The sequence below is a fragment of the Actinoplanes sp. CA-131856 genome (assembly GCF_050956135.1).
Lineage (GTDB): Bacteria > Actinomycetota > Actinomycetes > Mycobacteriales > Micromonosporaceae > Actinoplanes.
The window spans coordinates 2,806,910-2,822,766 of record NZ_CP191849.1 but is presented as its reverse complement, the minus strand read 5'-3'; the positions used below and the strand labels follow the sequence as shown (position 1 = coordinate 2,822,766).

At 69.9% G+C, this 15,857-nt stretch carries 5 protein-coding genes; 3 read left to right on the top strand and 2 right to left on the bottom strand.

Annotated elements, in window-relative coordinates:
* The first annotated feature begins 70 nt into the window (after positions 1-70).
* Entirely contained in the window at positions 71-391 is a 321-nt protein-coding gene (locus ACQP2X_RS13470; RefSeq protein WP_498696836.1) for a hypothetical protein, read from the top strand.
* A gap of 12 nt (positions 392-403) precedes the next feature.
* Here the strand turns inward: ACQP2X_RS13470 and ACQP2X_RS13465 are convergent, their stop codons facing one another.
* Together ACQP2X_RS13465 and ACQP2X_RS13460 are read right to left on the bottom strand one after the other, a co-directional pair.
* Positions 404-2,302, bottom strand: coding sequence for an acyl-CoA dehydrogenase family protein (locus tag ACQP2X_RS13465; RefSeq protein WP_498696834.1), 1,899 nt, complete (start codon positions 2,300-2,302; stop codon positions 404-406).
* Between the two features lie 136 nt (positions 2,303-2,438).
* The gene (locus tag ACQP2X_RS13460; protein ID WP_498696833.1) at positions 2,439-8,486 is read right to left on the bottom strand and encodes a LamG-like jellyroll fold domain-containing protein; all 6,048 of its coding nucleotides are present in this window, start codon (positions 8,484-8,486) and stop codon (positions 2,439-2,441) included.
* Between the two features lie 261 nt (positions 8,487-8,747).
* Between ACQP2X_RS13460 and ACQP2X_RS13455 the strand changes: the two genes are divergently transcribed.
* Positions 8,748-15,263: an RHS repeat domain-containing protein gene (locus tag ACQP2X_RS13455; protein ID WP_498696830.1), complete on the top strand. Its 6,516-nt coding sequence runs from the start codon at positions 8,748-8,750 to the stop codon at positions 15,261-15,263.
* A 13-nt stretch (positions 15,264-15,276) separates the two neighbouring features.
* Positions 15,277-15,801, top strand: coding sequence for a DUF1877 family protein (locus ACQP2X_RS13450; protein ID WP_498696829.1), 525 nt, complete (start codon positions 15,277-15,279; stop codon positions 15,799-15,801).
* The last annotated feature ends 56 nt before the right edge of the window (positions 15,802-15,857 follow it).

Sequence of the window (15,857 nt, the reverse complement as noted above, 5' to 3'; positions counted from 1 at the left end):
CTTCGACAGGTTTCAATCCCCCACACAGTACGGGGCCGATCGGCTTGTACGCTGCAGGAGAGGAGCCGAGATGAACATCTTCCGGCAAGCTCTGTGTGCGATGGGACGGCACTCGGGAGAGTGGTCCCACCCGGGAAGCCGCTGCGAGATGGTCCGCGTCTGTCTGGCCTGCGGAAGGACCGAGGAGCGGGGCCGTCATGACTGGGGCGCGTTCGCCCCGGCCGGCGGCTGCGACCGGGTCCGCCACTGCCTGCGGTGCGGCGCGGCCGATTCCTGGCCCGAGCACGACTGGGGGCCGTGGCTCTACGCCGGCACCGAGTTCAACGCGCCGCAGGTCCACACGTGCCGGCGGTGCCACATCAGCGAGCGGACGACGCCGACCTATCGGTGAACGAAGCCCGGGTCATTCCCTCGGCGGGATGCGCCGGCGGACGTCCTGCTCGGTGGACGGGCCGGCCTCCCACGCCACCACCCAGGGCCGCTCGTCACGGCGCGGGGCGATGACGCCCTCCTCGAGCAGGCCGTAGCGGCCCTGGAGGAGGCGCTTCGCCGCCCGTACGTCCACGCTGTCGTTGTTCTCCCACAACGCGGTGAACAGCGCCTCGGTCCGCAGGCGGGCCTGACGGCAGAACAGGTCGGCCAGTTCGACGCCCTCGGGGCGCCGCTCCCGCTCGGCCTGGGCGCGGACGCAGGCGGCCGACATCGCGAAGAGCTCGGCCCCGATGTCGACGATCCGGCCCAGGAAGCCCTGTTTGCGTTCGAGTTTCCCCTGCCAGCGGGACATGGCGTAGAACGTGGACCGGGCCAGCTTGCGGGAGGCCCGCTCGGCGTAGCGCATGTGGCCGGCGAGGGGGCCGAACTCGGCGTACGCCGAAGGGGCCTGCCCCCGGCCGACCGCGAGCGTCGGCAGCCAGCGTGCGTAGAACGCGCCCGCCCTGGCCCCGGCCCGCGCCTTGCGGCCGAGACCGGCCTCCGGGTCGATGATGTCGCCCGCCACCGCGAGATGCGCGTCGACCGCCTCCCGGGCGATGAGCAGATGCATGATCTCGGTCGAGCCCTCGAAGATGCGGTTGATCCGCAGGTCGCGCAGGAGCTGCTCGGCCTCGGCGGCGCGCTCGCCGCGGGCGGCCAGCGAATCGGACGTCTCGTAGCCGCGGCCGCCACGGATCTGGATCAGCTCGTCGGCGATCCGCCACGCCATCTCGCTGGCGTACAACTTGACCAGTGCCGCCTCGATCCGGATGTCGTTGCGGTCGTCGTCGGCGATCACGCAGCTCAGGTCGAGCATCGACTCCATGGCGTACGTCGTGGCGGCGATGAAGGCGAGCTTGCCGGCGACAGCCTCGTGCCGGCCGACCGGATGTCCCCACTGCACGCGCTGGGCCGACCATTCGCGGGCGATCGTCAGCGCCCGCTTGCTGGCGCCGACGCACATGGCGGGCAGCGACAACCGGCCGGTGTTGAGCGTGGTGAGCGCGATCCGCAGGCCCTTGCCGGGCCCGCCGACGACGTTGCGCTCGGGCACGAAGACGTCGTGGAACCGGGTCAGGCTGTTCTCCAGACCGCGCAGGCCGAGGAACGAGTTGCGCCGCTCGACGGTGATGCCCGGTGCGTCGCCCTCGACGACGAAGGCGGTGATGCCTTTGCCCGGCACCCGCGCCATGACGACCAGCAGGGTGGCGACGGTGCCGTTGGTGGCCCACAGCTTCACCCCGTTGAGCCGGTAGCCACCGTCGACCGGCTCGGCCACGGTGGCCAGCCGCGCCGGGTCGGAGCCCACGTCCGGCTCGGTGAGCAGGAACGCGGACACCTCACCGGCGGCCAGCCGGGGCAGGAACTCCGCCTTCTGCTCGGCCGTCCCGAAGATCTTCAGCGGCTGCGGCACCCCGATCGACTGATGCGCCGACAGCAGGGCGCCGGCCGCCGGGCTGACCGATCCGATCAGCGTCAGCGCCTTGCAATAGTGCAAATTCGACAGACCGAGCCCGCCGTACGTCTCATCGATCTTCATGCCGAACGCGCCAAGCTCGGCCAGCCCGTGGAACACCTCGTCCGGGATGCGGTCCTCCCGCTCGATGCGGGCCCCGTCCACGTCGTCGCGCAGATATCCCTCGAGCCGCCCGAGAAACGCCGGATCGGGCGCGGCCTCGGGCCACAGATCGATCAGATCGAGCCGCAACCGCCCCAGAAACAGTTCCTTGCCGAAGCTGGGCTTGCGCCACTCGGTCTCACGAGCGGCCTCGGCAACTTGCCGCGCCTGCTTCTCCGAGACATGGGTCTGTGCTGGCTGCGCTGCCGTCACGGCTACCCCCCGACTGGACTCGCCGTCACGCTACTCAACGGTGTTACCTCCCGGTAGCCGTCTGACGCATGCCGCGATTTCCCGTGACACGGCGAGGGCCGCACCCGGTGACGGATGCGGCCCTCGTTTCCAGCGGTCAGGCCTGCGGGGTCTCCTTCGTCATCAGGTTGGTGATGTTCTCCGGGGTCAGTGCCTCCTGATAGGCGACCACGTCGTCGACGTCGCCGGTGAAGTAGTCGCGCCACGCGTCGTTCCACCAGGCGCGGCCGACCACGAACTGGCCGGTCGAGTTCCACGTCGGTGCCGGTACGGCCACGCTCGCCACCTCGGCGCCGTTCACGTAGAGCTTGGCCGTTCCCGTCGACGCGTCGTAGACGCCGGCCAGGTGCGTCCACGTGTTCAGCGCCACCGGCTTCGGGTCGACCGCGATCGTCGACGCCGGGCTGGTGTTGACGTCGGTCAACGGCAGCACGAAACGCCAGCACTTGCAGGTGCCGCTGAAGTTGAGCTGCATGCCGCTGGCGTGCGCGCCCGCCTGCCCGACCACCGTGGAGAACTTGGTGTCGTTGGTCAGGCGGGCCCAGGCGGCCACCGTGAACGACTGGTCGGTGCGCAGCCGGGCCCGGGTGCTCACCGCCGAGTCCGTGCCGCTCAGGGTGATCGCGCCGCGGTCGGCGTCGATGCCCTCGTCCGAGCCGGCGGGCAGCGGGTGCCCGTCCGCCTTCCAGGTGACGCCGCCGGTGAAGGCGCCCGGCGCGTCCGGGTCGAGGCCCGACGAGTCGGTCGCCGTGGTCGGCAGGCTCTGGTCCTCGAACTGCCAGTTCACCATGGCCGACCGGGGCTCGGCCTCGCCCGCGACCTCGGCCTCGCCCAGGGCCCGCTGCCACACGCGGACGTCGGCGATGTCGCCGGCGAACCACGTGGCGCCGCTGCGGCCGATCCAGGCCGTCTTGTCGGGCTCGTTGAACGGGGTCACCTCGTCGGCCCGGCCCTGCGCCTCGCCGTCGACGAACAGCTGGAGGCCGTTGACCGAGGCGTCGTAGACCGCCGCGATGTGCGTCCACACGCCGGCCTTCGGGCTCAGCCCCTCGTCGGAGACCGCGTCGAAGTAGGTGATCGAGTCGCCGGAGGTGGCCGAGGGCATCTGCGCCCGCCAGCCGTCGGCCGCCTTGTCGTACTGGACGTACAACGAGGCGTAGTTGGTGCCGGAGCGGGCGAAGAACGTCCGGTTGGCCGACTTGTCGGTCAGCCGGACCCAGGCCGACACGGTGAAGCTCTTCGCCGTGTTGAACGGCAGGTTCGTGTCGGCGTAGCTGCTGGTGCCGTTGAAGGTGCCGGCCTTGGCGTCCGCCTTGCGGCCGGCCGACCAGGTCACGTTGGTCAGGGCCGCGTCGTGATAGACGGGACTGGCTGGGTCTCCGGTGCCGGTGCCGGTGTCGGCCGCCGTCGTGCCGGTGCCCTCGCCGAGCTTCCACTCGCCGATCGGGAACGTGTCGTCGCCGCCGGTGACCGTGCCGTCGCCGGCGATGGCGTCGACGCTGTCGGCGTCGAGGACGTACTGCTGGGCCAGCGCCTGGTAGTACAGGCCGTTGGGCGTGCCGTTGGTGAGATATTCGGCGCTGACGGTGCCGGCCGGGGAGACGGCGGCGGCGAAGTCGATGACCCCGTCCGCGTATCCCTGCATGTTGGCCGGTCCGCCCGAGCCGAGGATGTGGGCGTTGACGAGCTGGCGCGCGGTCTCCTGGGCCGCGGTGTGTGTGCCGGCGAAGGCGGGGACCGTGGCGACGTACACCTTCAGCGTGCGGCTGCTGGTCGGCAGGCCGACCGCGTAGTCCAGGGCGTCGTCGGCCCGGTACTGCTGCAACTGCCCGGAGAGGGTGTTGAGCTTGCTGATCACCGCGCTCGAGCACGCGGCCGCGGTGTCGGTGCAGGCGAGCAGGTCGCTGCCGCCGTCGGCGAGCAGCACGATCCGCGCGTTCGTCTGGTTGAGGATCTCGCGGTCGATCAGGCCGTACGAGTTCTGCGGATAGAGGGTGTTGGCCACCCGCGGCAGCTGGGCCTTGCTGGTGCCCTGGTCGAGGATGCCGGCCCGGATCGGATAGCGGTTGCCGTACTCGTCGGTGGACAGCGCCGTGGCCAGCGGGTCGCTGACCTGGCTGAGCTCGTCGTCGCCGTAGAGCACGACCGAGCCCGCCGGTGCGGACGCCGGGGTGCTGACGTCGACGCCGGCCACGAGCGGGATGCCCGTCATGGCCGAGACGGTGAAGGACGCTCCGTCGGTGTCACCGGTGTGGTCGGCGCCGTCGGAGGCGCTGACGTAGACCGGGGTGCGGCCGTCGAGGTGGCCGGGCACGGCGCTCAGGCTGCCCTTGACCTTGAGGCTGACCAGCACCGTGGACTGGTCGCCGGCGGGCAGGGCGACCGGGTCGCTGAGCAGGTCGGCGCCGGCCGGCAGGGTGGCGCCGGCGGCACCGTTGAAGGTCAGGCGCACCGGGGCCGAGGCCGCGGTGGCGCCGCCGGCGCCGGGATCCTGCAGGGCGATCGAGGCCGCGTCGACGGTGACCGGGGTCTTGCCCTGGCTGTTGGCGACCCGCACCCGGACCCGCGGCGTGTCGCCGCCGGCGCCGATGCTGAGCCGTGCCGGCACGCGCACGGTCTGCGCGCTGAGCGAGCCGTTCTTCACCGCGCCGGTGTCCTGCGCGGCCGACCAGCTGCCGGTCCAGCGGCCGCCGTCGGCCGTGACCGAGGCGGGCCGGATGCCGAGGCCGAGGATGTGCAGGGCGTTGGGGTGTCCCTCGACGGTGTTCGACAGCAGCGGCAGCGAGACGCTGGAGACGGCGGCGCCGGGGCAGACCAGCGGGACGCTGAACGCCATGATGCTCGGGGTGACGCCGCTGTACGCCGTGCCGTCCGCGGTCTTGTTGCGCCACGGGAGGTTCACGACCGTGTTGCCGGCCGGGACGTACGCCCAGTCGACCACCCAGTCGATCGTGTACGCCTGCGAGGCGACGTTGCAGCCGCTGTCCTTGGCGTAGGTGATGCGGCCGGTGGCGCTCTTGACGTCGCCGTTGACGGCGAAGCCGAGGAAGACCACGGCGTTGCCCTTGTTCACCACGCCGCTGCCGGGAACGGTGACCACCTGCCCGGCCGCCAGCATGTTGTCGTTCTTGCCGTCGCCCCACGTGGCCGGGAGCTTGACCGCGGCGCCGTGCACGTTGACGGTGGCGCCGGGCGCCCAGCCGACGTCGCGCAGGTTGCCCGCGTTGAGGCTATATCCGAAGCCGTCGGCGTCGGCGTCGGTGACGGCGGGCGTGCCGCCCGGCGTCCAGGTGCTGATCGCCTTGTTGTTGAGGCAGGACCGGGTGTCGTTGATCGGGCAGGTGACGGTCAGCCCGAGCCGCAGCACGTCGATGCCGGCCTGATAGCCGCCGGAGGCGGCGTTCTTGCCGGTCACCTTCAGGGTGAGCGTGTGGATGCCTTTGTCCAGCACGATCGGGGCGCCGTTGGCGTCCTTCGGGGTGCCGAAGCTGCGGTAGACGGTGCCGTTGGGCGTGGTGTACGCGTCGAACGGCGAGATGAGCGTGGCCTGGGTCGACCGGCCCTGGTCGAGGGTGAGCGAGTAGCTGCCGTAGTCGCTGGCCGCCATCAGGTTGGCGCCGATCTCCCAGATGCCGATCTGCGGCACCGCGAAGGAGAACGTGGCGCTGTCACCGGAGGCGACCTTGGTGCCGGCCGTGTTGTTGTTGGCCAGCATGCCCTGATAGCCGTCGGCGAAGTAGTACCCGGCGTAGCTCGGCTGCGTGATCATGACGCCGCCGGCGCTGGTCGTGGTGGCCTTGGGCACGGCGGTGGTCGTGCCGTCGGTGTTGGTGGCCGTATATCCGGTCACCATCTTGTCGCCGTACACGTAAACCGGTGTCGAAGTGCCGGCGTTGAACTGATAGGTCGTCTGGCCGGAGGTGGATCCGGCCGCGTCGACGGCCTTGGCCACCAGCTTGTGCGCGCCCGCCGTTCGCGGCGCGAAGACGGGCGCGGCGCTGCCGTTGTTCACGACCGTGCCGGTGCCGTCCTTGTTGTCGGCCTTGGCGAAGTAGATCGTGCCCGGGGTGATGGTCGTCCCGGCCGTCCACTGGGTGCCCTTGTTGTTGGCGTACATGACGTTGTTGAGGTCACCGTCGAAGCTGAACAGATATCCGGTGACGTTGTTCTTGCGGTCGTTGCCGAACGCGAACACACCCTTGTCGGTGAAGCTGCCGCCGACCTGGTTGGGCGGGAACTGCGACGACTTGATGGTGGGCGGGTTGGGCGCCGTCGCGTCGACCGTGAAGTACATGTACGGGCCCCAGGCCGGCGCCCAGAGACCGTCCTGGTTCTTGGCGGTGACCCGCCACTGATACTCACCGTCGGGCAGGGCGACGTTGACCCGCCAGTCGGAGCCGTTCTTGTTGTACGTCGTGGAGCCCGGCCCGTAGCCGTAGGCGATCAGCTTGCCGGTGCCCTTCTGCTCGACGTGGTAGTCGACCATCAGGTTCCGCTCGTACCCGTTGGGGAAGCGGTTGGTGGCCCGCCACGACAGCGTGGGCTGGCGCGAGGTCGTGATGATCTTGCCGCCGTCGGTGATCGACGGGAAGACGTGCTGCTTGCCGTCGTTGGCGTTGAGCGTGGGCGGATAGCTGTAGTGGACGGTCAGCTTGGCCCCGCCCTTGTATCCGAGCTGCTTCCACGACATCCGGTCGTTCATGTCCTTGGCCTCGACCAGGAAGTACGCGTAGTCCTTCTTGGATTTGGCCAGCGAGGCGACGTTGCCGGACACGTCGAACGGGAACGAGCCGGGCGAGGCCGACGGGCTCGACGTGCCGCACTTGAGCTCCTGGCCGGCCTGCGTGTTGAGCAGGGCGCCGCGGGACGGCTCCTTGCCCCAGTAGAGGGTGGAGGAGCTGAAGCCGGCGGGGGCGCCGGTGGCGTACACCGCGGCGTTGGTCTTCGAACAGGAGGCCGACCAGCGGTGGGTGACGTACAGATAGGCGTACTTGACCGTGGCGCCCTTGATGCCCGAGATGTTCATCTTGTAGTACGTGCGGGCCTTCTCGCCGCCGCCGCCGGGCCAGTCGTCGAGGCCGATGCGGGCGCTGTTGGAGCCCGTGGTCGACGTCGAGTTGTAGACGTTCCAGCCGTTGCTGGAGATGCGGGCCCAGGACGACTGGCTGCCGTAGTACTTGACGCCCCAGTCGGGGTCGACGAAGACCGGATATTTGGTGGTCTTGGCGGTCAGCAGGGTCTTGTCGAGGGTCAGCGACTGCTTGCCTTGGCCGAACCCCACCTTGATCTTGGCGCGGTTGCGGCCCATCACCGACGCCGCCTCGTGCGCGGCCTGCGGGCTGGTCAGCGCCTTGCTCAGGGCGGCCTTCTCGGCGGGGGCGCCGGTGGCCGGGGTGCTGTCCCACATCATCGCGGTGTTGGCCTGGAAGACGGTGCGCCCGGTGGCCGTGTCGGTCGCCTCGGCGCCGCCGTCCCGGGTCGCCGCGACCTTGACGCGGGAGCCGGTGAGCCCGAGGTCGAGCTGCTGGACCTTCGGGTTGGCCGCGGCCTCGGGCGTCTTCACCACGAAGATCGACGAATATCCGGTGGCGTTGGCGGTGACCTGAAGGTCGACACCGGCCAGGACGTTCGGATAGGTCGCGGTGTCACCGGTGATCACCGGGCGCGGCAGGGCGCTGCCCCAGGTGAACTTGAGCGCGTTCGCGCCCTGCTTGAGTGAGACCAGTGTGGCGTCGCCGCCACCGCCGAACGCGACGTCGGCCGCCGCCACCTTGGGCGCGAAGGTGCCGTCCGGGCGCTCGGTCAGGGTGGTGTCGATGGCGGTCCACTTGCCGTCGCGCTGCACCCGCTCGGGGGTGACCGAGTACGTGGTGGCGAGCGTGCCGTCGGGCATGGCGCCGGTGGTCGTGTACTCGTCGGTCAGCGCCGGGATCGGCGTGGTGCGGCCGCTCTTTCGCGCCTCGGCGAAGGCGTCGGCGATCGCCTTGGCCGCGGCCGGCGGGGGCGCCTCGGCGGCTGGCGCGGGATCGGTGTCCTGTGTGGTGGGCGGGACGGATGGGCTGGGTGGCCGGGTGGGCGTGGGCTGAGGTGCCGGAGGTGCCGCCTCCGCCGGGACGGCTGTCCCGACGGTCCCCGTGATGAGCAACGCGGAGACTGCCGGTACCACTACCAGGCGGCCCCATCGCGTCGAACGTGACGACATGGTTCCTTTGTGACCCTTCGTGAGGAAGTCGCGACCATCGATCGCGTGGCGCACATTGTGATCATGTGCGGTTAGAAAAACTTGCATGTCTCGATGCCCAGTGATGTAGATCACGCGGATGTCGCGCCCGGTCACCGCGTTCGTACTATGTGCACGCCGTCATCAAGATCGATCGACGGGCATCCACGGGGGAAGGGCTGCCGCATGCTGTCCAAAATCGGTCTGAGGCGTTTCATCGCCGCCACTGTCATGGTGGTGATGGCACCGGCCTTGACCACGCTGGTGGCCGGCGAGCCGGCCGTCGCCAAGCCGGGCATTCCGGCGCCATCGGGCCCGCCACGGGTCACCCTCGGCGCGAGCAAGGTCCGCCCCGAGGTCAAGGCACGTCCGGCGTACGCCAAGTTCAACCCGGCCGCGAACGCGACGCTGCCGGGCGCGGGGGCCAAGAACGTACGGCTGGCCAAGCCGGCACAGGCTCAAGTGAACACGATCGGACAGGACGTCGCCCGGAAGGCAGGCGTCCGGGGCGTGCTCTTCACCCTCCGCAGCGCCGGCAAGGCCGGCCCGGTCGACGTCTCCGTCGACCCCTCGACGTTCCGCAACGCGTACGGCGGTGACTACGCGTCCCGGCTGCGGCTGGTCCGCATGCCCGCCTGCGCGCTGACCACGCCCGAGCTGGAGAAGTGCCAGACCCAGACGCCGGTGGCGACCGGGGCCGGCACCCCGCTCGCGGCCAAGGTGAGCCTGGCCGCCACCGGGGCGACCGTGCTGGCCGCCACCGCCGACGCCGCGGGCACCTCCGGCGACTACAGCGCCACCAGCCTTTCCCCCGGCGGATCCTGGTCGGTCACCGGCAACACCGGCGCCTTCAGCTACAGCTATCCGATCGCGGTGCCGCCGCCCATCGCCGGCGCCGCGCCGGGCATCTCGCTCACCTACAACTCGGCCTCGCAGGACACCCGCACGCTGGGCACCAACAACCAGTCGTCGTGGCTCGGCGACGGCTGGAGCTCCGGTGAGAGCTTCATCGAGCGCAGCTACGAGCCGTGCAAGGACGTCAAGGACTCCGGCGCCCCCGAGCACGACGCCGACGTCTGCTGGGGCGGCCAGCGCCTGACGATGTCGCTCAACGGCGCCTCGACCCCGCTCGTCTACGACGACGACACCAAGGTGCTGCGGCCGGCCAACGACGACGCCACCACGAAGGTCGAGCGGCTCACCGGCGCCACCAACGGCACCAAGAACGGCGAGCACTTCCGGGTCACCGAGAACGGCGTCCAGTACTACTTCGGCCTCAACCGCCTCCCGGGCTGGGCCGCGGGCAAGGACGAGACCAAGTCGGCGTACACGATGCCGGTCTACCGGGCGCACGCGGCCGTGGCCGACTGCCCGGACGGCGACTTCGCCGAGACCGCCTGCACGCTCGGATACCGGTTCAACCTGGACTACGTCGTCGACACGCGCGGCAACGCCACGGCGTACTACTACGACCAGGAGATCGGCTACTACGGCCCGGCCATGAAGAACAAGGCGGTGCCGTACGTCCGCGGCGGCACCCTGCGCCGCATCGACTACGGCATGACCGCGTCGACCGTCTACTCGGCCACCGCGCCCGCCCAGATCGTCTTCACCACCGCCGAGCGCTGCATCGCCGGGCTGCCGGCCGGCAACACCTGCGCCGACAGCCAGTTCACCGTCTCGCATCCCGAGTACTGGCCGGACGTGCCGGTCGACCTCAACTGCACCGACGGCAAGGACTGCACCAACCACGCGCCGAGCTTCTGGTCGCGGCGCCGGCTCACCTCGATCGTCACCCAGGTGCAGGTGGGCGGGGCGACCAAGCAGGTCGACCGCTACGACTTCGTCCAGTCCTTCCCGGACGGCGGCGACCACGCACCCACGCTGTGGCTCGAGTCGATCAAGCACACCGGCCTCGACCGGCTCGGCGGCGCTGCGGCCGACGCGTCGACCAGCCCGATCACCTTCTATCCGATCCAGCTCGCGAACCGGGTCGGCACCCTGCCCGGCCTGCCGAAGATGTACTACAACCGGATCCGGACCATCATCTCCGAGTCCGGTGCCGAGACGGTCGTCGACTACAGCACCCCGGACTGCTCCGACGTGCCGGCCAGCGACCCCTCGGACACCAACGACACCAAGGCCAAGCAGTACGCCTCGACCAACGCCACCGGCTGCTTCCCGGTCTACTGGACCCCGGAGGCCCAGCCGGCGCCGCTGATGGACTGGTTCTACACCCACCCGGTCACGTCGGTGATCACCTACGACAGCGCCGGCAACCACTATCAGGACGGCTCACAGCCCAAGCTCATCACCGAGTACGCCTACAAGGGCAAGCCGGGCTGGCACTACGACGACAACGAGGTCGTCAAGGCGAAGTACCGCACCTGGGGCCAGTTCCGCGGCTATCCCGAGGTCCACGTCACCACCGGCGACCCGTCCGTCTTCCACTACACCGACGGCAAGCCCGTGTACGACCGGAAGACGCTGACCAAGACGTACTACTTCCTCGGCATGGACGGCGACACGCTGCCCGGCGGCAAGACCCGCGACGCGCCCGCGCTGACCAGCCAGGACGGCTCGGTCACGGTCGAGGACAAGGACGTGTACGCCGGCCGGGTCTTCGAGACCGACGTCTACACCGGCGTGGGCGGCACCATCGACCAGGCCACCGTCACCGTGCCGACGAGCATCGGCCCGACGGCGACGCGGGCCCGCACCGGCCTGCCGGCCCTGAACGCGCAGATGGTGCGCACCGCCAAGGTCCTCACCCGCCAGGCCGTCTCCTACGGCTGGCGCAAGACCGAGGTCGCCACCTTCTACAACACCACGCTGGGCCAGAGCACCACCGGCATGCCGGTCCAGGTGGCCGACCGTGGTGAGGTCGGTGCCGCCGGCAACGTGCCCAAGTGCACCTTCACCCGCTATCTCGACGGCAAGAACGCCGCCATGGTCGTGCCGGCCGAGACGATCGTGCGGGCGCAGGACTGCCCGTCGGCCGGCGCCACCCCGTCCGGAACGCTGATCTCCGACGAGCGCACCTCGTACGACGGCAATCCGTTCGCCTACAACGGCGACGGGCAGAGCAACCCGGCCAAGCCCGCGATCGGCAACGTCACACTGGTCCAGAAGGCGTCGGATGCCTCCGGCGCCTTCCTCGACGACACCGCGCAGACCTTCGACTCCTACGGCCGGGTCACCAGTACCACCCACCTGCCCAAGTCGACCGGCCTGTCCAAGACCACCTATCGCACGATCACCCCGGCCACCGGCGCCCTGCCCACCAGCATCGTCACCACCAGCCAGGTCACCTCGGGCGCGAGCTGCGCCACGGTGACCGCGTCCAGCGTGAACTGCCAGCGCGAGACGCTGACCCTCGACCCGGCCCGCCAGGTGGCCACCGAGAAGCTGGCCGCCGACAACTCCCGCAACTCGCTCACCTACGACGGCCTGGGCCGGCTCACCGCGGTGTGGCTGCCCAACCGCAGCAAACTGGCGGGCGCGGCGGCGAGCATCACCTACAAGTACGACCTCAAGAGCACCGGCCCGTCCGTGGTCACCACGAACACCCTGCTCGACGACGGGACGTACTCGGTCACCAAGGTCCTCAGCGACGCCCTGCTGCGCCCGCTGGAGAAGCAGGTGAGCGGCGAGAACGGCAGCACCACGGTCACCGACACCCAGTACGACTCGCACGGCTGGTCGGTCGTCACCAACAACGCGTACGCCACCGCGGGCAACCCGGTCGACACGCTCATCTCCGACCGGGTGTCGCAGGTGACGATCCCGTCGACCACGGTGACCGACCACGACGGCATGGGCCGCGCCACCCAGGTCACCACCGAGCACAACGGTGTGCAGGTCACGCGCAGCCGCACCGCGTACACCGGTGACAAGACCACAGTGGTGCCGCCGGCCGGCACTGTGGCCACCACCAGCACGACCGACGCCCGCGGCCAGACCACCTCGCTGGCCCAGTACACGGTCGCACCGACCCTGTCCGGCAACCTCTCGGACGGCTTCACCGCGGCCGGCGGCGCCTCGCAGTCCATCCGTTACGGCTACACCCCGGCCGGCCAGCAGGCCACCGTCACCGGGCCGGACGAGTCGGTCTGGAAATTCGAGTACGACCAGCTGGGCCGGCAGATCTCGCGGACCGACCCGGACACCGGCACGGCCCTCACCTCGTACGACGACGCCGGCAACATCACCTCGACCAAGGACGCCCGCGGCATCCAGCTCACGTTCACCTACGACCTGCTCGGACGCAAGCTGACCGCGATCGACAAGACCAAGAGCAATTTCAAGTACGCCTCCTGGACGTACGACACCCTCAAAATCGGCAAGCTGACGTCGTCCAGCCGGTACGTCTCCGGCGTGACCGGCGCCTACACCGTGGCCGTCACCGGCTATTCGGCCATGGGCAAGCCGCTGGGCCAGACGGTCACCCTGCCCAGCGTCGAGAAGCCGCTGCCGGTCTCGTACACCACCAAGTTCCGCTACACCCCCAACGTCGAGCTGCTGGCCCAGCAGGAGGACCCGGCCGTCGGCAACCTGCCCGGCGAGACCATCACCTACGGATACAGCACCCTCGGCGCCGCCACCACCACCTCGGGCGTGGACCTCTACGTCTCGGGCACGGTCTACACCGACTTCGGTACGCCGTCGCGGGTCACCATGGGCGCCTCCAGCAACGAGGCGCAGGTGCTGTACTCGTACGACGAGACCACGCTGCGGCTCTCCCAGCGCTCGGTCTACCGCACCGAGGGCATCGGGCCGCTGATCGACCGGCTCACCTACGCGTACGACGACGCCGGCAACCCGCTGTCGATCACCGACGAGCAGTCCGAGTCGGGCAACACGGTCACCGACACGCAGTGCTACCGCTACGACGGGCTGACCCGTCTCGTCGACGCCTGGACCGCCGCCGGCGCCTGCCCGGCCGCCACGACGGTCAAGCCCGCGGCCGGCACGGTGGCCACCGGGCCCGGCTCCTACTGGCAGAGCTTCGAGTACGACGTCATCGGCAACCGCAAACAGTCGGTCGAGCACTCGACCAGCGGCGGCAGCGACGTCACCACCGGCTATCAGAACGGCTGCACGACCAGCTGCAACCGGACCGGGACCCAGCCGCACACGCTCACCGCCACCACCGGCGCCGCCGCGGCCACGCTCGTCTACGACGTGGCCGGCAACCTGCTGACCCGCGCCAACGCCAACGGCACCGGGCAGAACCTCAAGTGGGACGACGAAGGCCACCTGGCCGAGGTCGCCACCACCGGCGCCGGCGCCGGGATCACCAAATATCTGTACGACGCCGACGGCAACCAGCTGATCCGGCGCGAGCCGGGTCGCACCACGCTGTTCGCCGGCGACACCCAGGTCGTCGTCGACACGGCGGCCGCCACCCCGGCCGTCCTCGGCGCGGTCCGCAGCTACGCCCACGGCGGCACCGGCGCCCCGGTGGCGGTCCGCTCCTCACTGCCCGGCGGCGGCGCGCACTACCTGTTCAACGACGCCCACGGCACGGCCACGCTGGCCATGGACACCACCACCCAGCAGGTGACCCGGCAGCAGTACAAGCCGTACGGCGAAACCCGGATCAGCGCCAACACGCTGACCTGGCCCGACCCCAGCCGCGGTTATCTGGCCGCGCCGAAGAGCAACGCCGCCGGATACACCGACCTCGGCGCCCGCAAGTACGACCCGGTGCTGGGCCGGTTCATCAGCCCCGACCCGGTGCTGGAGACCTCCGACCCCAACCAGCTCGGCGGCTACACCTACGCCGGCGACAACCCGGTCACCAACGCCGACCCCAGCGGCAAGATGCTGCCGATGGACGAGCGGGGCGCGCCGCCGGCCAGCTCCTACAAGCCGCTGACGCAGCCCAACCCGACCACCATCGTCGACCAGAACAACGTGCCGCACCGGCTGCTCAAGGGGTCCAACGTCAGCAAGGACCAGGGCACGGTGTCGTACCTGAACCGGCACCTGAAGACGGCCGGCGAGCTGTACGACGCCAGCACCGGCAACGGCTCGATGTTCTTCCTCCAGGACGAGAACAACCCGATCGTCGGCAAGGGCACGGTCGACCTGGAAGGCGGGGCGAAGACGGTCCGGGGCACCACCTCGGACGCGATCAAGGTGTCGTGGCTGAACGGCAAGATGGTCAGCGTCGACTCGTACGACTTCACCGAGGGCAAGCCGGACCGCAACGAGGCACACGCCAACACGGCCCGCAACAAGATGTCGACCGAGGTCGTCGACGGCAAGAAGCCGAAGATGCAGACGCAGAACGTCGTGTTCGTGGCCGAGAGCGACACGCAGGCGGCCGACATGCACGCCCGGTTGAAGGACAACCCGAACGTCCGGATCGTCAACCCGAACACGGGCTGGGACTCGGGCGAGCTCTACAGCGACACGCACTGGAAGGCGCTGAAGGGCGCGGGCCTGGGCGGCGCCAAGCCGCGCACGACCACGGCCGAGGTCGAGGGCAGCCGGGGCGGCCGGGTGGCCCGGGGCGGCGGCGCGGCGCTGGGCGCGCTCAGCGTCGTCGGCGACCTCTACGCGGCGTTCAAGTTCGGCAAGGCGCTGTCGTCGGACGATCCGCTGGAGATGGACCAGTTCATGTGCGAGTTCACCTTCAACCCGGTGTCCTGTTACAACGTCAACGTGGCGCAGAATCCCTACAACACGGCGTGATGCGGAGAGAGTGATGAGTGTTCTGGGCGAGTTCCGGCGAGTCTCCCCGGCGGTGCTGGAGGAGATCCGGGCCGACCCGGAGAGGGCCTGGGACCAGGTCGACCGTCTCCCCGACGACCTCGACCTGGACCGGGCCTGGGAAAGGCTGGCCACGCTGATGGACAAGGCGGGTTTCCCGCTGAACCCCATCAGCGGCGGCACCCTCTTCCCGGACGAGGCACACGCCTTCGGCCGCGACGGCGACTCCCGCGCCCTGACCCCCGCCCAGGTGGCGGAGGTCGCGGCGCGGTTGTCGAGAACACCCTTCACCGACCTCGAGCCCCACCTGCGCCCGATGCTCGACGCCGAGGGGTGGTTCCAGCTCCCGGAGCCACCCCTGCTCGAGCCGTTCACCCCGACCGAGGTGGATTTCCACCCGGTCGACGACGAGACGGCCCAGGCCATCCGAAACACCTTGGCCGAGGCATACGACGAGCTGGCGGAGTTCTTCACCGCCGCGGCCCAGAACAACCAGTCCACAGTGTTCTGGGCCGCCTGACCCGGCGCCGTATGCTCCCCCGCTATGGCCGTCCTCACACTGATCATCAGCGTTGC